General features: G+C 53.9%; 15 protein-coding genes. 5 read left to right on the forward strand and 10 right to left on the reverse strand.

Annotation, left to right across the window (positions count from 1 at the left end):
• Nucleotides 1–7: 7 nt before the first annotated feature.
• From glgA to asd, 5 genes are all read right to left on the reverse strand, one after another.
• Nucleotides 8–1,441 (reverse strand): glycogen synthase GlgA, encoded by a 1,434-nt coding sequence (glgA, locus tag C2U41_RS20835; RefSeq protein WP_003023490.1) that lies wholly within the window; start codon nucleotides 1,439–1,441, stop codon nucleotides 8–10.
• On the reverse strand, nucleotides 1,441–2,736 hold the full coding sequence (gene glgC, locus C2U41_RS20840; protein WP_003023489.1) for a glucose-1-phosphate adenylyltransferase: 1,296 nt from the start codon (nucleotides 2,734–2,736) through the stop codon (nucleotides 1,441–1,443). Before glgC ends, glgA begins: the two co-directional genes overlap by 1 nt.
• Nucleotides 2,737–2,750: 14 nt before the next feature.
• Nucleotides 2,751–4,727 (reverse strand): glycogen debranching protein GlgX, encoded by a 1,977-nt coding sequence (gene glgX, locus C2U41_RS20845; protein WP_103848253.1) that lies wholly within the window; start codon nucleotides 4,725–4,727, stop codon nucleotides 2,751–2,753.
• The gene (glgB, locus tag C2U41_RS20850; protein WP_071697063.1) at nucleotides 4,724–6,910 is read right to left on the reverse strand and encodes a 1,4-alpha-glucan branching enzyme; all 2,187 of its coding nucleotides are present in this window, start codon (nucleotides 6,908–6,910) and stop codon (nucleotides 4,724–4,726) included. Before glgB ends, glgX begins: the two co-directional genes overlap by 4 nt.
• A 273-nt stretch (nucleotides 6,911–7,183) precedes the next feature.
• Nucleotides 7,184–8,290 carry an aspartate-semialdehyde dehydrogenase gene (asd, locus tag C2U41_RS20855; RefSeq protein WP_103848252.1) on the reverse strand — a complete coding sequence of 369 codons (1,107 nt, stop codon included), beginning with the start codon at nucleotides 8,288–8,290 and terminating at the stop codon, nucleotides 7,184–7,186.
• 190 nt (nucleotides 8,291–8,480) lie between these two features.
• Here asd and yhgN point away from each other — a divergent pair, with 190 nt between their 5' ends.
• Complete coding sequence (gene yhgN / locus C2U41_RS20860) at nucleotides 8,481–9,074, forward strand: NAAT family transporter YhgN (protein ID WP_003023480.1); 594 nt, start codon at nucleotides 8,481–8,483, stop codon at nucleotides 9,072–9,074.
• A gap of 1,126 nt (nucleotides 9,075–10,200) precedes the next feature.
• Nucleotides 10,201–10,647 carry a hypothetical protein gene (locus tag C2U41_RS20870; RefSeq protein WP_103848251.1) on the forward strand — a complete coding sequence of 149 codons (447 nt, stop codon included), beginning with the start codon at nucleotides 10,201–10,203 and terminating at the stop codon, nucleotides 10,645–10,647.
• A 95-nt stretch (nucleotides 10,648–10,742) separates the two neighbouring features.
• Here C2U41_RS20870 and gntU read toward each other — a convergent pair whose 3' ends face one another.
• The 5 genes from gntU to C2U41_RS20895 all read right to left on the reverse strand — a co-directional run bounded on the left by gntU (nucleotide 10,743) and on the right by C2U41_RS20895 (nucleotide 15,736).
• Nucleotides 10,743–12,083 (reverse strand): gluconate transporter, encoded by a 1,341-nt coding sequence (gene gntU / locus C2U41_RS20875; protein WP_103848250.1) that lies wholly within the window; start codon nucleotides 12,081–12,083, stop codon nucleotides 10,743–10,745.
• Nucleotides 12,083–12,613: a gluconokinase gene (gene gntK, locus C2U41_RS20880; protein WP_044701393.1), complete on the reverse strand. Its 531-nt coding sequence runs from the start codon at nucleotides 12,611–12,613 to the stop codon at nucleotides 12,083–12,085. Before gntK ends, gntU begins: the two co-directional genes overlap by 1 nt.
• Before the next feature lie 141 nt (nucleotides 12,614–12,754).
• On the reverse strand, nucleotides 12,755–13,750 hold the full coding sequence (gene gntR, locus C2U41_RS20885; RefSeq protein WP_103848249.1) for a gluconate operon transcriptional repressor GntR: 996 nt from the start codon (nucleotides 13,748–13,750) through the stop codon (nucleotides 12,755–12,757).
• Between the two features lie 129 nt (nucleotides 13,751–13,879).
• The gene (gene yhhW, locus C2U41_RS20890) at nucleotides 13,880–14,575 is read right to left on the reverse strand and encodes a quercetin 2,3-dioxygenase (RefSeq protein ID WP_003023472.1); all 696 of its coding nucleotides are present in this window, start codon (nucleotides 14,573–14,575) and stop codon (nucleotides 13,880–13,882) included.
• 123 nt (nucleotides 14,576–14,698) lie between these two features.
• Nucleotides 14,699–15,736: an oxidoreductase gene (locus C2U41_RS20895; protein ID WP_003837856.1), complete on the reverse strand. Its 1,038-nt coding sequence runs from the start codon at nucleotides 15,734–15,736 to the stop codon at nucleotides 14,699–14,701.
• Nucleotides 15,737–15,794: 58 nt separating this feature from the next.
• On the opposite strand from C2U41_RS20895, the gene C2U41_RS30020 reads away from it, so the two are divergent.
• The 3 genes from C2U41_RS30020 to C2U41_RS20905 all read left to right on the forward strand — a co-directional run bounded on the left by C2U41_RS30020 (nucleotide 15,795) and on the right by C2U41_RS20905 (nucleotide 17,573).
• Nucleotides 15,795–15,926 carry a hypothetical protein gene (locus C2U41_RS30020; protein ID WP_009364666.1) on the forward strand — a complete coding sequence of 44 codons (132 nt, stop codon included), beginning with the start codon at nucleotides 15,795–15,797 and terminating at the stop codon, nucleotides 15,924–15,926.
• Nucleotides 15,927–16,153: 227 nt separating this feature from the next.
• Nucleotides 16,154–16,642, forward strand: coding sequence for an N-acetyltransferase (yhhY, locus tag C2U41_RS20900; protein WP_003023469.1), 489 nt, complete (start codon nucleotides 16,154–16,156; stop codon nucleotides 16,640–16,642).
• A gap of 46 nt (nucleotides 16,643–16,688) precedes the next feature.
• On the forward strand, nucleotides 16,689–17,573 hold the full coding sequence (locus C2U41_RS20905) for a hypothetical protein (protein ID WP_032937247.1): 885 nt from the start codon (nucleotides 16,689–16,691) through the stop codon (nucleotides 17,571–17,573).
• Nucleotides 17,574–17,635 lie beyond the last annotated feature (62 nt).

Below are 17,635 nucleotides of genomic sequence, written 5' to 3' on the forward strand. Positions count from 1 at the left end.
TGGATATCTATTTCAAGCGATAGTAAAGCTCACGGTATGACTTCGCCGCGACTTGCCAGCTAAAATCCATGGTCATGGCCTGACGTTGTACAAACCGCCACAGCGAAGGCCGGGACCACAATACGAAAGCACGCCGGATCGCACGTAGCAGCGACCAGGCATTACTATCTTCAAATACAAACCCACTGGCGATACCGTCCGCCAGGTTTTCCAGCGAACTGTCAGAGACCGTATCAGCCAGCCCACCGGTGCGCCGCACCAGCGGCAGCGTGCCATACTTCAGTCCATACAACTGCGTTAAGCCACATGGCTCAAAACGACTGGGAACCAATATCACATCGGCCCCACCCATGATGCGGTGCGAGAAGGCTTCGTGATAGCCAATCTGCACGCCCACTTGCCCCGGATGTTCCGCCGCTGCGGCGAGGAAACCTTCCTGCAACACTGGATCGCCCGCGCCAAGTAACGCCAGTTGCCCCCCCTGCTCTAACAGACCCGGCAGAGCCTCCAGCACCAGATCCAACCCTTTCTGACTGGTCAGACGGCTCACGACAGCAAACAGCGGCACTTTGTCGTTAACCTTAAGTCCCATCGCGATCTGCAGCTGACGTTTGTTCTCCGCCTTTTCTTCCAGCGTGTCACGCGTATAGCGCGACGCCAGCAGCAGGTCGGTTTCCGGGCTCCAGATTTTTTCATCCACGCCGTTCAGCACGCCGGAAAGCCGTCCTTCCCGATGACGCTGCTGCAACAGACCTTCCATACCATAGGCAAACTGCGGCTCGGTAATCTCCCGCGCGTAAGTTGGACTCACTGCCGTAATGTGGTCTGCGTAGTACAACCCTGCCTTCAGGAACGAAATCTGGCCGTTAAACTCCAGCCCGTGCACATTAAAGAACGACCATGGCAATTGGATGTCATCCATATGCTTTGCATAAAACATGCCTTGATAAGCCAGGTTGTGTACGGTGAACACCGATTTCGCCGGATGGCCGCGCGCCGCCAGATACGCCGGGGCCAGACCGGCATGCCAGTCGTGCGCATGCACCACATCCGGGCGCCAGAATGGGTCAAGGCCGCAGGCCATTTCACATCCGGCCCAGCCAAGCAACGCAAAACGCAGGACGTTATCGGTATAAGCGAACAGGTTGGTGTCGTGATACGGGCTACCGGGACGGTCGTAAAGATGCGGCGCGTCAATCAGGTAAATACCCACGCCGTTGAAATGCCCGAAAAGCAGCGTGATACGTCCAGCGAAGGTATCGCGACGCGTCACGACCTGTGCATCGGGAATGCCGCGACGAATATCTGGAAACGCCGGGAGCAACACGCGGGCATCCACGCCGTCCGCAATTTGCGCGGCAGGTAACGCCCCAATAACATCCGCCAGTCCCCCGGTTTTTAACAGGGGGAACATCTCTGAACAAACGTGTAAAACCTGCATTATCGCTCCTGTTTGATCTGCAGTTTGCGCAGCATTTCACGCGTGACCAGCACAATGCCTTCCTCTGAACGGTAGAAACGACGCGCATCTTCTTCCGCGTTTTCACCTATCACCATGCCTTCAGGAATAACGCAGGCGCGGTCGATAATGCAACGACGTAAGCGGCACGAACGTCCCACCCACACTTCAGGTAACAACACTGCCGAATCAATGTTACAGAATGAATTCACCCGCACTCGCGGGAACAGAACGGACTGCACCACCACCGAACCTGAAATTATGCATCCGCCAGAAACCAGCGAGTTCAGCGTCATTCCGTGGCTACCGGAACGGTCCTGCACAAATTTCGCCGGTGGCAGCGATTCCATGTGCGTTCGGATTGGCCAGTCCTGGTCGTACATATCCAGTTCAGGCGTCACCGAAGCCAGATCAAGGTTCGCCTTCCAGTAGGCTTCCAGCGTCCCCACATCGCGCCAGTACGGTTCGGATTCCGGGTCAGACTGCACGCAGGACAACGGGAATGGATGTGCATACGCCATGCCAGCTTCGGTGATTTTCGGGATAATGTCTTTGCCAAAATCGTGACTGGATTTTTCATCGAGATCATCTTCCGCCAGCAGTTCATACAGATAATCGGCGTTGAAAATGTAGATCCCCATACTGGCAAGAGATTTGGTCGGGTCGCCTGGCATGGCTGGCGGGTTGGCGGGTTTTTCAACGAACTCGATAATTTTATCGGTGTCGTCCACGTCCATCACGCCAAACGCGCTGGCCTCTTCAATAGGCACTGGCATACAGGCCACGGTGCAACGCGCGCCCTTCTCGACGTGGTCGATCAGCATGCGTGAGTAGTCCTGCTTATAAATATGATCGCCCGCGAGGATCACCACGTATTCCGCTTTATAGCGTCGAATGATGTCCAGGTTTTGGGTCACCGCATCCGCCGTTCCGCGATACCAGTTTTCACCCTGCATTCTCTGCTGGGCAGGCAGCAAATCGACAAACTCATTCATCTCTTCGCTAAAGAACGACCAGCCGCGCTGAATATGCTGCACCAGCGTGTGGGACTGGTACTGAGTGATCACGCCAATACGGCGGATCCCGGAGTTAATACAGTTGGATAAGGCAAAATCGATAATGCGGAACTTACCGCCAAAGTGCACAGCAGGTTTGGCACGTTTGTTGGTCAAATCTTTTAAGCGGGTACCGCGGCCACCGGCCAGGATCAGGGCAACAGATTTTAATGGCAGCTGGCGCGCCAACATTACACGATCGTTCTTCTCTAAACTCACCATGACTAACTCCTTTTTTATCTTCTCTGGAACACACACAGTCCGTGCGCAGGTCCCTGCCAGACAGCCGTAAGCACCGGATTATCCTCTCCGGCAAATGGGGGAATGGCATGCCATTCCCCTTCAGGTAAAACGATATCTGTCACCTCAAGCGTGGCGTTTATTGCAATCAGAAAACGGTCTGAAAGCTGGATTTGCATCTGCCTCGGGCCGTTTTGCCACTCATCCGCACTTAAGGGTTGTGCGTACTTATTCAGCCAACGAACATTGCCATCGCCCTCTTCCCACCAACAATCCCCTGTTAATGCTGGGATTTGCCGGCGCAGATGAATCAGCGCGGCGGTAAATGTGGTTAGCCCACTGTTTGCCTGTTGCCAGTCCAGCCACGTTAAGGCGTTATCCTGACAGTAAGCGTTATTGTTGCCGTGCTGGCTATGACCATGCTCATCGCCCGCCAGCAACATCGGCGTCCCCTGGGAGAGCAACAGCGTAGTTAACAGCGCATGAATGCTGTCGCGCCGCCGCTCAATCAGGTCCAGCGTGCCGCCTAATCCTTCTTTACCATGATTGTCGCTGTAGTTATTGCTAGTGCCGTCGCGATTTTCCTCACCATTCGCTTCATTGTGCTTATTTGTGAAGCACACACAGTCGCGTAGCGTAAAACCGTCGTGCGCGGTCACCAGATTGACCGTGGCGCTGGGTTTGCGGCCCTGGCGTTTAAACACATCGCTGGATGCGGCAAAACGCCCGGCAAACTCGCCCAACGAGAGATTACGCTGGAGCCAAAAGCGTCGCGTCGCATCGCGGAAATGGTCATTCCACTCGGCAAACGGAGGGGGGAAATTCCCCACCTGATACCCGCCTTCACCAATATCCCACGGTTCCGCAATCAGCTTCACGCGTGAGAGCAGCGGACAGTTTTGGATCGCGGTAAACAGCGGCGCATCCTGACGAAACGCAGGTGTACGCCCCATGACGGAAGCCAAATCAAAACGAAAACCATCTACATGGCAGGTTTCAACCCAATAGCGCAGGCATTCACATGAGTATTCCACAACGCCGGGATGGCTTAAATTGAGGGTGTTCCCACAACCGGTCCAGTTGTAGTAATCACCATCGTCCCTGATCCAATAATAGCTACGGTTATCAATTCCGCGCAGCGAGAAGACAGGCCCTTCGAGATCCAGCTCGGCGCTGTGGTTCAAAACGATATCGAGAATGACCTCAATCCCCGCTTTGTGCAGCGCTTTTACCGCGTCGCGAAACTCATCAAGCGCACTCTCCGGCGAACAGGCATAGGCCGGATGCAGCGCGAACATGGCCACCGGGTTGTAGCCCCAGTAGTTCGACAGGCCCAGCCGCTGAAGTCGTGGTTCGCTGGCAAAATGCGCCACCGGCAGCAGCTCCAGCGCGGTAATGCCGAGACGCTTGAAATAGTCGATCATTACCGGATGACCCAGCGCTTTGTAGGTTCCGCGAATCTCTTCCGGCAGGTCAGGATGCAAATACGTCAACCCTTTGACATGCGCTTCGTAAATCACGGTATTGCCCCACGGCGTGCGCGGCGGGGCATCATCCTCCCAGTCATAATGGTCGGACACCACCACCCCCTTCAGCGCGATGGTGACATTATCATGGTGATCCGGTTCATTTAGCCCGCCGTGCAGCAGCGGGTTATCTTTTAACTCGCCCTCGACCCGACGGGCGCAAGGGTCGAGCAGCAGCTTGGCTGGGTTAAACCGGTGGCCCTGCTGCGGTTGCCATGGGCCATGGACGCGATAGCCATAGCGCAGACCGGGCCGGGCGTTGGCCAGATAGCCGTGCCAGACATCGCCGCTACGCCCCGGCAGGTCGTAGCGGAGTTCGCAACCGTCCTCGTCAAATACGCATAATTCAACGCGTTCAGCGTGGGCTGAGAAGAGAGTAAAATTAACGCCATGGCCGTCATACGTTGCACCATGGGGGGTGGCGTTGCCGGTTGCCAGTTGCGTCATTCCCCCTCCCGAACCAGCCAGATCGTTGCCAACGGCGGCAACGTGAGGCTCAGTGAATGCTGACGACCATGACTGGCGATTTCATCACTGTGCACCGCACCGCCGTTGCCAGTATTGCTGCCGTGGTAATGCATCGAATCGGTATTGAGGATCTCACGCCATTTCCCCGGCTGATTGATACCGAAGCGATAGCCGTGGCGGGGCACAGGCGTAAAGTTACTGACCACGATGATTTCATTGCCGACCTTGTCACGACGCACGAAAGCCAGCACCGAACGTTCTTTGTCATCCACCACCAGCCACTCAAAGCCATAGGCGTCAAAGTCGAGCTCGTGCAGCGCTTTGTGATGACGATAGGTGAGGTTCAGATCGCGCACCAGACGCTGTACGCCGTGATGCCAGTTATCACCGCCTTCCAGCAGGTGCCAGTCGAGGCTGGCGTCATGGTTCCATTCACGTCCCTGCGCAAACTCGTTGCCCATAAACAGCAGTTTCTTACCGGGGAAGGCCCACATCCAGCCGTAGTAGGCGCGCAGGTTGGCAAATTTCTGCCACGCATCGCCCGGCATGCGGTCGAGAATCGATTTCTTGCCGTGCACCACTTCATCGTGCGACAACGGCAGGACAAAGTTCTCGGTGTAGTTGTACAGCATGCCGAAGGTCAGCTTATCGTGGTGATGTTGGCGATAAACCGGATCCAGTTTCATGTAGTCCAGCGTGTCGTGCATCCAGCCGAGGTTCCACTTATACCAGAACCCTAAACCGCCCATGTCCTGCGGTCTTGAAACGCCAGCAAAATCAGTGGACTCTTCCGCCATGCTCACCGCACCAGGCACCTGTTCGCCAAGAATACGGTTGGTATTGCGTAAAAACTCAATGGCTTCGAGGTTTTCACGACCACCAAATTCGTTCGGGACCCATTCCCCTTCTTTACGGCTGTAGTCGCGATAAATCATCGATGCCACGGCATCCACGCGCAGCGCGTCGATACCAAAGCGCTCAATCCAGTACAGGGCGTTGCCCACCAGATAGTTGCTGACTTCACGGCGGCCATAGTTGTAGATCAGCGTGTTCCAGTCCTGGTGATACCCTTCTCGCGGGTCGCTGTGCTCATACAGATTAGTGCCATCAAACTCTGCCAGACCAAAATCGTCCGACGGGAAATGGCCCGGCACCCAGTCAAGAATGACGTTCAGCCCCGCCTGATGCGCGGCATTCACAAAATAGCGGAAGTCATCGCGCGTACCAAATCGACGGGTCGGCGCATACATGCCGGTAGGTTGGTAACCCCAGCTACCGTCGAACGGATGCTCGTTAATCGGCAACAGTTCAAGGTGGGTAAAGCCCATCCACTTGGCGTAAGGCACCAGTTGATCCGCCAGCTCGCGGTAGCTCAGCCAGAAGTTGTTATCGGTATGACGACGCCATGAACCCAGGTGCACTTCATAGATAGATATTGGCGCATCAAACTGGTTGGCTTTTTTACGCTCCTCGCTTTGCACCACTTTTTCCGGCAGACCACAGATAAGCGACGCGGTTTCCGGGCGCATTTGCGCTTCGAAGGCGTAAGGGTCCGCTTTGATTCGCAGCTTACCGTTGGCATCGATCATCTCATATTTATACAGCTGGCCATGCTGCGCGCCGGGGATAAACAGCTCCCAGATACCGCTTTCTTTGCGCAGGCGCATCGGGTGGCGACGGCCATCCCAGTAGTTGAACTGCCCAACCACTGACACGCGTTGAGCGTTAGGTGCCCAGACAGAGAAGCGCGTGCCGGTTACACCATCCATTGTATCCGCATGCGCACCCAGCGTTTCGTAAGGTCGCAGGTGCGTACCTTCAGATAACAGCCAGGCATCCATATCCTGGATCAGCGGGCCAAAACGATAAGGATCATCAATCAGATTCTGCTGTCCGTGCCAGACAACGGCCAACTGATAGCGAAAGAAATTTTTACGGCGGGGAAGTACTGCACAGAAAAAACCACGAGAGTCGAGGCAATCCAGCTTGCCGACTTTGCGTCCGGTTTTGGGTTCGATCACCCACACTTCGGTGGCGTCAGGTAATAGGGCGCGGACTTCAAGTCCAGCGTCAGTTTGGTGCATACCGAGTACGGAAAAAGGATCCGCAAAATGGCCTGCAATTAGCGCATTAATCACGTCTCTATCGATACGAACGGACATGGTTGTCATCCTGTTTTATGGTGTCACCCCTTCCAACTGATTTTCGACATCAGGTAGCGACACTTTTTTTGACCTGAACGGCGCAGCACAATTGTGCATCCTCTCTGCGTCGTCCCACCTTCAGGCAACAACTTAATACCTCCGGTACTAAGTCACCCTTAAAGAATAGCCAATGCTTTATCTTACTCCTGGTAAAAAATGAAACATCTGCGCTTACTCCTGTATTACGCAAAAAAAAGGGTGACTCAGCACCCTTTGATCATTAACAAACCATTACGCCAGTTGACGTAACATGCGGCGCAATGGCTCCGCAGCACCCCAAAGCAGCTGGTCACCTACGGTAAAGGCTGACAGGAACTCCGGTCCCATATTCAGCTTACGCAGACGACCTACTGGCGTGGTCAACGTGCCGGTAACGGCCGCCGGGGTTAACTCACGCATGGTGATTTCACGATCGTTTGGTACTACTTTCGCCCACGGGTTGTGCGCCGCCAGCAGTTCTTCCACGGTCGGAATAGACACATCTTTTTTCAGTTTGATGGTGAACGCCTGGCTGTGGCAGCGCAGCGCGCCGACGCGCACGCACAGACCATCAACCGGGATCTCGGAAGACGTGTTGAGAATTTTGTTGGTTTCCGCCTGTCCCTTCCACTCTTCACGGCTCTGACCGTTATCGAGCTGTTTGTCGATCCACGGAATCAGGCTACCGGCCAGCGGTACGCCAAAGTTATCAACCGGCAGTTCACCGCTACGGGACAGGGTCGTCACTTTACGTTCGATGTCGAGAATAGCAGAGGATGGGGTCGCCAGCTCCTCGGCCACATGGCCATACAGATGGCCCATCTGAGACAGCAGCTCGCGCATGTGACGCGCGCCGCCGCCGGAAGCCGCCTGATAGGTCGCCACGGAGACCCAATCGACCAGGTCGTTGGCAAACAGGCCACCGAGGGACATCAGCATCAGGCTAACGGTGCAGTTACCGCCGACAAAGGTCTTAATACCTTTATTCAGGCCATCGGTGATGACATCCTGGTTAACCGGATCGAGAATAATGATGGCGTCGTCTTTCATACGCAGCGAAGAGGCCGCGTCAATCCAGTAACCCTGCCAACCGCTTTCACGAAGCTTTGGATAGATTTCGTTGGTATAATCGCCGCCCTGACAGGTCACGATGATATCGAGCGCCTTCAGCGCATCCAGATCAAAAGCGTCCTGAAGCGTGCCGGTCGCGGTTCCACCGAATGTCGGTGCCGCCTGCCCGAGCTGGGAAGTAGAAAAGAAAACAGGGCGAATGGCGTCGAAGTCACGCTCCTCAACCATGCGTTGCATGAGAACAGAGCCGACCATACCGCGCCAGCCGATAAAACCAACATTTTTCATAGCGTTTTTTCCTGCAGAGATGTGTGCTGTGTATGTATGCCAGTGTCCTGGTGGCATATCCTTCACCATACAAAATGCAGCCAAAGTCGCAAGTGAAATTAATCAATGATAGCGAAGCCATCAGTAATGCGACTTATCCCGCTGCGCAAGCAAGCAGAAAGTCCGTGGTAATTATCAGGGAATTTGAGTTATGAATGAAATCATTTCAGCGGCAGTTTTATTGATCCTGATTATGGATCCACTCGGAAATCTGCCCATTTTCATGTCCGTATTGAAACATACCGAACCAAAACGCCGCCGCGCGATTATGATTCGCGAGCTGTTCATTGCGCTGTTGGTGATGCTGATATTCCTGTTTGCGGGCGAGAAAATTCTGGCATTTCTGAATCTGCGCGCGGAAACCGTGTCGATTTCCGGGGGCATCATTTTGTTCCTGATCGCCATTAAGATGATTTTCCCCAGCGCCACCGGGAATAGCACCGGGCTTCCGGCGGGTGAAGAGCCGTTTATCGTGCCGCTGGCGATCCCGCTGGTAGCCGGTCCGACAATCCTGGCTTCATTAATGCTGTTGTCGCATCAATACCCAAACCAGATGGGGCATCTGGTGATTGCGCTGCTGATCGCCTGGGGCGGTACGTTTGTGATTCTGTTGCAGTCGTCGCTGTTTTTGCGTCTGCTGGGGGAGAAAGGGGTGAACGCGCTGGAGCGCCTGATGGGGCTGATTCTGGTGATGATGGCCACCCAGATGTTCCTCGACGGCGTACGGATGTGGATGAAGGGGTGATGTACTCGTTTCACGCCGGGTGGCGGCTTCGCCTTACCCGGCCTACGATGTGGATGTGTGCTCATTTGTAGGCCCGGTAAGCATAGCGCCACCGAGCAATGGTGTTGAAACTGGAAGAACATGGCATTTCAGAGAACGGTTCCGTTCACGTTATGTTCGTTGCTTCTCTGGAGTTTCTTCATCGGTGAACGTGTTAAGGGGGCTACGCAGCCCCCTTAACAATCCCGGCTCTCCGGCAGGAAAATTGTTGCTGCGCAATACCCTCCGCTTATTCCTCCAGGCTACCGGGCCGGGCGCGAGGAAACGTCCCTGTAAAACGCGCCCTGAGCCAGCATCCATGCTGGCTCCCCCGGCCTTACGGAAACACGTCGGCAATTTTCAGCCGGGCCAGCCCACACCTGACCATCTGCGTTTTTATTTGAACAGGTTTGGACAGCAAAACAAATTTAACTGGAAGTCAGAGCGTTGAAGCGATGACACCGGTCCGGCTGAAAATCGATGAGGCGTTGACGGCTGACCGGGTCTGCCCGCAGGGATGCGGGCAGAGGGGACGGCCTGCAGGGACGCAGGCTCGGCCCCGACCCGACAGGCAGACGGAATAAGACGAATAACTCGCGCAGCGACGATTTTCCCGCCGGGAGCCTGGGTTGCAAGGGAGGCGGCGGTGAGCCTCCCTTGCACGTTCACGGGTGTCAGCGCTTCAAAGAAATGACACCACTGAGGTGAACGGAAACCTGAGCAATAATCACATGTTCACCCTACATGCTTAACTGAACGGTATTGCGCTGTAATTTCAGGTATTCCTTATGCTTTTAAGTCGCTGATATAACGTATTTTCATTTCTGCGAAGCGCCTTCCGGAATGCCCTCTTGTCAGCATCGTGGATTAGCATTATCTTCTCGCTGCACCTGCAAAATCAGGTGTCAGGATTGGTCCCCTGATTACCTCATTCGCGATAAAATTCACTTTTATCGTGCGACCAGCTACACCTCAATGGTGGGCTGGACGGTGGCGTCGTAAGGCGCGCCGGTATCCAATGAGGCCGGTAGGACCAACTCCGTTCAGTCCGCCACCCAAAGGTTGGTCCCTTCGGTGGTGGTAAATTTCACTCATTGGAGGCTGCCCTATGGCGACTACCCCTCTCTTTTCACACTCTTTATTTATCCTGCCCTTTAGCCATGCCACGGACTTCACCGAACTGGCGGATAACTGCGAGCGTTTTGTCGAAGGGCTGGTTGAATGCCATGACCCGGTTGAAAAACTGGCGATTTGTGCACGTCTGTCGGCCTGTCTGGCGTTATTACAACCGACCTTAACGGAGCCTGTACCGCAGCATCTACAGGCCAGCCTGACGGTAGAAACCTTACCGACCCGTTTTCCCCTTTTCGAGCCTGAGCCCGACCAGATGGGGCGTTACTGCCAGCTTTTGACGCATTTGCTGATGAGCAAAACGCTTTCTGATGATATGGAGCGAGTAGCGGGTGATTTGTTGCAGGATTTGGTGGGCTATTTCGCCGACACGCTGAAAGCGCCGCGTTGGTTGAAAACCGAGGATGGTGTGATGGTGCTGTAAAAAAGCCGGGTGGCGCTTGCGCTTACCCGGCCTACGATGCGGATGTGTGCTCGTTTCCAGGCCCGGTAAGCGCAAGCGCCACCGGGCAACAAGACTCAGCTCAACAGCTGGAAAGCAATCATACCGACAATCGCGCCGACCGTACCGAGGATGGTTTCCATCATCGTCCAGGTCTTCAACGTTTGTGCTTCCGTTGCGCCGGTAAATTTACCGAACAACCAGAAACCGGCGTCGTTAACGTGGCTGACCACGATCGAGCCGCCTGCGATACAAATAGACAGTGCCGCCATCTGTGCGCCGGAGAAGTTTAACTGTTCAATCACCGGCATCACCAGACCGACCGCCGTTAAGCAGGCCACAGTCGCGGAACCCTGAATGATACGCACCGCTGCCGCCAGCACGAAGCAGGTAATGGCAATCGGCAGACCCATTCCGGTTAACGCTTCGCCCAGCGCCGGACCGACGCCGGAATCAACCAGCACTTGTTTAAACACGCCACCTGCACCAATCACCAGCAGGATAATCCCCGCCGGTTGCAGCGCATGACCGCAGATCTCCATCACTTTGTCTTTTGGCATACCCTGGCGAATCGCCAGACCGTAAATCGCCACCAGACAGGCAACCAGAATCGCGGTAAACGGGTGACCGATAAACTCAAACCATTCGTAAGTTGAAGAACCAACCGGCACAAAGCGCGCGGCGATGGTTTTCAGACCAACCAATACCAGCGGCAGCAGGATCAGCGACAAGCTAAAGCCGAAGGACGGCATTTTACCTTCGCCCAGATGCGGCTCGGTAATGTCATCAGGAATGTTCAGCTCAACGTAACGGCTGATGAAATTACCCCACAGCGGCCCGGCGATAATCATGCCCGGAATCGCGGCACACAGGCCAATCAGGATCATCCAGCCAAAGTCAACGTGCATCTGCGAAGCCAGCAACATCGGCGCTGGCCCCGGCAGTAAAAACGCCGCAGCCGCCGCTACGCCTGCAAACAACGGAATGACTAATTTAACCAGGTTGGTACCGGTGTGACGCGCCATCGAGAACGCCACGCTGATCAGCAGCACAATCGCCACCTCAAAGAACAGCGGTAGCGCACAGATAAGCCCGGCCAGGCCAATCGCGTAATGTGCGCGGCTGTGGCCGAAGGATTTCAGCATTTTGACGGCAATTTGATCAACTGCGCCGGTCTCATGCAAAATCTTGCCGAACATCGCCCCCAACGCCACAACAATCGCCAGGAAACCGAGCGTGCCTCCCATCCCTTTTTCCATAGTCGCGGCGATTTTATCGAGCGGCATACCGGAAAAGAGACCTGCACCAATAGACACCACCATCAAAGCAAGGAAGGCGTGCATACGCGCCTTCATCACTAAAAACAGCAGTAATAAAACGGACCCTACTGCTGTTAAAACAAGCGTTAATGTACTCACTACTTACTGCCCTGGTTAATAACCTCAATGGTGCTGGCGACCACACCGTCCAGTGGTTGATCGATATCGACCACCAGTACATCGTTTTCATTCGCACCTGGTTCTTCCAGCGCTTCAAACTGGGTCACCAGCATCTGCGTTTTGAAGAAGTGGCCTTTACGCGCTTTTAGACGGCTTTCGATAACGTCAAAATCCCCTTTCAGATAGATGAAAGAGAGGTTCGGGTTACCTTCGCGTAGCTGGTCGCGATAGACTTTTTTCAGAGCGGAACAGACGATCAGCGAAACCTTGTTGGTACGCTGCATCGCAAAGGCGGCGTCATTCAGCGCCTGTAACCACGGTTTACGGTCATCATCGTTGAGTGGCTCACCGGAAGCCATTTTCATGATGTTGCTGCGCGGATGGAGAAAATCGCCATCAAGAAACGCGGCCTGCAGTTGATGCGCCACTTCGCTGGCGACAGCAGATTTACCGCTGCCCGATACGCCCATCAGAACGTAAACGTGGTGATCATGATTAGTCGTGCTCAAAGCGTTGCCCCCACTGGTACAAGAATCTGGAAATTGTTACGGGTAACTGTTATCGGTAACATTGTCCAGCCGGATAAATAGGGAAGCAATATCCATTCGTGCTCGAAGTGTATAAGTGTGAGCTACTTCAAACTTGTTGGCTTAAATAGATCCGCCCGGTGACAAGGTGAAACCTAAATCTAACATTTTAGGTGTGACTGCTTCACCACGGATGCGCGCCAGCAGGCGTTCAGCACCAATGCTGCCCATGCGTTCACGCGGCGTGAGCACGCTCGCCAGACGCGGCTCCATCACCTGTCCGATGTCGTGACCGTGGAATCCGGCAATCGCCATGTCATCCGGGATTTTTAGCCCTAAACGCTGGCATTCGAAGGCCGCCCCTACCGCCAGGTCATCGTTGGTACAGAAAATGCCGTCGAGCTGCGGGTATTCGCGCCGCGCCTGACGGATGAGTTCAATACCGGAGGAGTAGGAAGAAGACTGTTCCACCATCACGCTGTACGGCACCAGGTTGGCATCGCGCATTGCCTGCTCGTAGCCCCTCTGTTTGATGATAGTACGTTCATCAAGACGTGCGCCAAGATAGGCAACATGACGGTGCCCGCGGGCGATGATAGCGGCAGTCATCTGGCGCGCGGCTTCAAAGTTGTCGAAACCGACGGCGATATCCAGGCACGGGGACTGGCTGTCCATCAGCTCAACCACCGGGATACCGGCGACCTCAATCATTTTCAGCGTACGAGGCGTATGGCTACGTTCGGTGAGGATCAGGCCATCGATATTCCACGACAGCATCGATTCCAGGCGCTCTTGTTCCATCTCTGGCTTATAGCCGTAGTGCGCGAGCATAGTTTGATAACCATGGGCGTCGGTGGCGGCCTCAATGCCGCGTAACACTTCAGCAAAAACCTGGTTAGTGAGAGACGGTAACAACACGCCGATAGCGCGACTGGTGGCGTTAGAAAGAATATCAGGAGCGCGATTGGGAATATAACCCAGCTCATCAAGTGCAGCGGCAATTTTGCCCCGCAGCGCCACGGAGACCTGCTCCGGGTTACGCAAAAAGCGACTGACCGTCATTTTGGTCACGCCCACGCGGTCGGCTACATCCTGAAGTACGGGTCTTTTCTTTTTCATCGTCCTGAAGCGTTAAAAAGGGATAGATTCCCCCAGTTTACCACGGACGCATGGAATTAATGACAAACGATGAAAAGCCGGATGTCGACGCTTTCGCGTCTTATCCGGCCTACATCAGGTTCCAGCACGTTATACAGGCGGCAAGTCAAACAGCAATACTTCGCTGTCGCTGTCGGCATGAATCGAAATTGCCTGTTCATCCCAGATTGCCAGACCGTCGCTGGTAGTCGCTTTGGTTCCGTTAATGGTGACGTTGCCTTTAACGACCTGGATCCAGACGCGACGTTCAGCGGCAATCTGATGTACCGACTGCTCATCTTTGACCAGCGCCCAACGGTACAGCTCCATATCCTGGTACACTTTCAGTGAGCCATCGCGGGCATCAGGCGACAGCACCAGTTGTTTACCCTGAGCGGCATCGAAACGGCGCTGTTCATAGCGCGGCGTAATACCGTTTTCCTGCGGCATGATCCAGATCTGATACAGATGCAGCTTCTCAGTATTACTCGGGTTGTACTCCGAGTGACGGATCCCCGTCCCGGCGCTCATAATCTGAAACTCTCCGGCCGGCACCTGCTCTTTGTTGCCCATGCTGTCCTGATGTTCCACCGCGCCTTCCAGCACGTAGGTCAGGATTTCCATGTCTTTATGGGGGTGAGTGCCAAAGCCCTGGCCTGCGTCAATCACGTCATCGTTAATCACGCGCAGTGCCGAGAACCCCATAAAGTTCGGGTCATAGTAGTTGGCAAAAGAGAAGGTATGCCAGGAATCGAGCCAGCCATGATTCGCATGACCGCGGTCGTTAGCTTTGCGTAAATAGATCATTGTGTTCACCCCCAGATGTTTTCGATGGAGTAAGTGTGGACTCAATCCGCCTGGGATCATAGAGGGTGAAAATTGACTCCTCTGTTCAAAAAATATGAATAAACCCAGAGGAGTCTGTGCAGGCTATTTGGCGAGGGTTATCGTCGCCGGAGATGCCTGTTCGAAGGCGCGTTCGAGGATCTCCAGGTTGGTTAGAACTTCAGATTCCTTGACGTAATTAGGCGTACCGGCGGTCAGCGTCTGGTACAGCGCATCATAGACGCGACCGTAATCCCCCACCTCCGGCTTCACCTCTTCTTTTACTGTGATGCCGTCATCGTTGACATACTCCAGCATTCCGATGGAATCATCAGCAGCGAAACCTGGCTCACCCGGCATGATATTGGCCTTCAGACTGGTTTCCTGCTGGTCGATGCCGTACTTCACAAACGAGCCTTTGGTGCCATGGACGATAAACTTCGGATAGTCGATTTTCACCAGATGACTGGTTTTAACAATGGCTTTCAGGTCGCCGTAAAACAGCTGCGCTTCAAAGGTATCGTCCGGGTTCGCTTTATTACGCAGGCTGCGGATGTCATAGGCCACATGATCGGGGCGTCCGAACAGCGAGATAATCTGATCCATGGTGTGTACGCCCAGGCCATAAAATGCGCCGTCCTGCGGCAGTCCCGGCTTAGTTTCCGCCTCGGGACGGTAGTAATCGAAATGGCTTTCAACCTCAACAATTTCGCCGAGCTTGCCGCTCTCAATCGCTTTTTTAGCAGTGAGAAAGCAGGAGTCAAAACGGCGATTCTGATACGGCGTAACGGTCAGCCCTTTGCTTTGCGCCAGTTCGAACAGCACTTTTGCTTCTGCCAGCGTCGGCGTGAACGGTTTCTCAACCAGCACGTTTTTACCCGCCTCAAGCGCACGTTTGGCGTAGTCAAAATGGCTGTCAGCATGGGTACAAACGATCACTAACTTCACCTGCGGATCGTTTAAGATCTCGTCGAGGTCGCTGGTGAAGTGAATATGTGAATACTGCGGGGCCTGCTCTTCCGGCCTGGCGTTACGGCGGAAAATATGCGCGACATGCCAGCTATTCTTGCGGTTGAGGACGTACGGCAAATGGTAGCGAGTGGTACTTTTACCAAAACCAATAAATGCGCAGTGTAAGGTCATGAGACAGTCCTTTTGAAGGTGATTGTCTACACCATAGCGCAAAGCGGCTGGAGACTGAATGTTGGATTCTTTGCCGGATGCGGCGTTGCCTTATCCGGCCTACAAAACCCAGGTCTCAGCCGTAGGCCGGATAAGCGCAAGCGCCATCCGGCATCATCCCGGGGACAAAATGACAAGTAAGCCAGGCTGAAACAAAACCCCAAAAAAAAAAGCCAGCAAAAGCTGGCTAAAGTAATACTGGAAGCAATGTGAGCAATGTCGTGCTTTCAGGTTCTCCGTAGGGGTTCCCCTGAACGCAGAGCAATAATAATCATTCTCATTCGCACTTGTCTACTTCTTTTTGCAAAAAAATGCAGTTGACGGAATTTTCTTTCTCAGCGAGGGTAAAGACTCAATTAACCCTGAAGGAGATAAGGAATGAGTGAGATAGTGATACGCCACGCTGAACCGAAAGATTACGACGCAATTCGTCAGATCCATGCCCAGCCAGAGGTGTATCACAACACGCTACAGGTTCCTCATCCTTCCATGGAGATGTGGCAAGAGCGACTAACCGAACGGGTCGGAATCAAACAACTGGTCGCGTGCATTGACGATATCGTCGTCGGACATCTCTGTATTGAGGTCGCGCAGCGCCCGCGCCGCAGCCACGTGGCCGATTTTGGTATCTGCGTTGATGCCCGCTGGCAGAATCGCGGTGTTGCCAGCGCGCTTCTCCGTACGATGATCGACATGTGCGACAACTGGCTGCGCGTCGACCGTATCGAGTTAACAGTGTTTGTGGATAACGAACCTGCGGTTGCGGTCTATAAAAAGCATGGCTTTGAGATCGAAGGGACAGGTAAGAAATACGGCCTGCGCAACGGCGAGTACGTGGATGCATATTTTATGGCACGCGTGAAATAAATTTAAGGGCGAGTCTTATCGCCCTGCTTATTGAAAGGACGCAATAGTGAAAAAGTTTGTTCCCCTGGTTTTACTGGCCTCGCTCTCCCCAGCTTTTGCCACTACCGTACAAAATCTCGATGCCGTACCCGGCGTTATTCAACATACTGAAGGTAAACAGATTTTTGCTGAGCAAATGGCAGGGGCAACACCTGCGAAAGGATTTGGTGAACTTCCACAGGGATTATCAGAGAACCAGTGGATTGGCTGGGTTGCGCCGAACGAAAATCCTAATAATCTGATCCTCACCGGCGCCAAAGCCTGGGGAAAAGAGGGTAAATATATTGGCATTGCCTGTTTTGCTGACAATCAGGCCGATGCCGGGCAGGCAAAAAAGTATGCGGATAACACCTGTCCGGAAAACTACAACAACGGACGCGCCAATAAATTATATCTCGGCGTTTTCTCCTGGCAGAACCAACAGCTGCAGCCGATTGCCCGCTCGGAAAAACCATTAAACCAGATCTCAGCGTGGAATAAAGCTGCCGAGAAAGAGAGCGATGATGAGTCCGTCAGACCGCTGGCTTATTATACAAAATTGGATCTGGCACCGTACCGGATCGCTCCCGATACTCTGGCGTTCGGAGTGCGCGGTGGCTACTCCGATGCCTACTCCGGCGGCGGAGCGTTTTATGAAGTGCTGGAACTCTACACCATCAAAGACAGCAAGATAATCAACGTGTTTTCTGACCTTGTTTATTACTATTCGGATATCGCCGGAGACTGGAATAAAGACGGCACAAGGCAGCACGACATCAGCGAGAGTAAGTACATCCTGAAATTGCGGTCGGCAAAGACGCAGGGATTTTATGATTTAGAGGTCGTGAACCTGCAGGATAAAAGCAGCCAAATATTTCACTGGTCTGAATCACTGCAACAGTATGTTCCTTAAGGAACTAATAAGACCTGCAACGTTCAGAAGGCTGTAGGTCATTATCCTTAATTTCCCCGTCG

It is taken from the genome of Citrobacter freundii complex sp. CFNIH4 (genome assembly GCF_002934505.1).
GTDB lineage: Bacteria > Pseudomonadota > Gammaproteobacteria > Enterobacterales > Enterobacteriaceae > Citrobacter > Citrobacter freundii.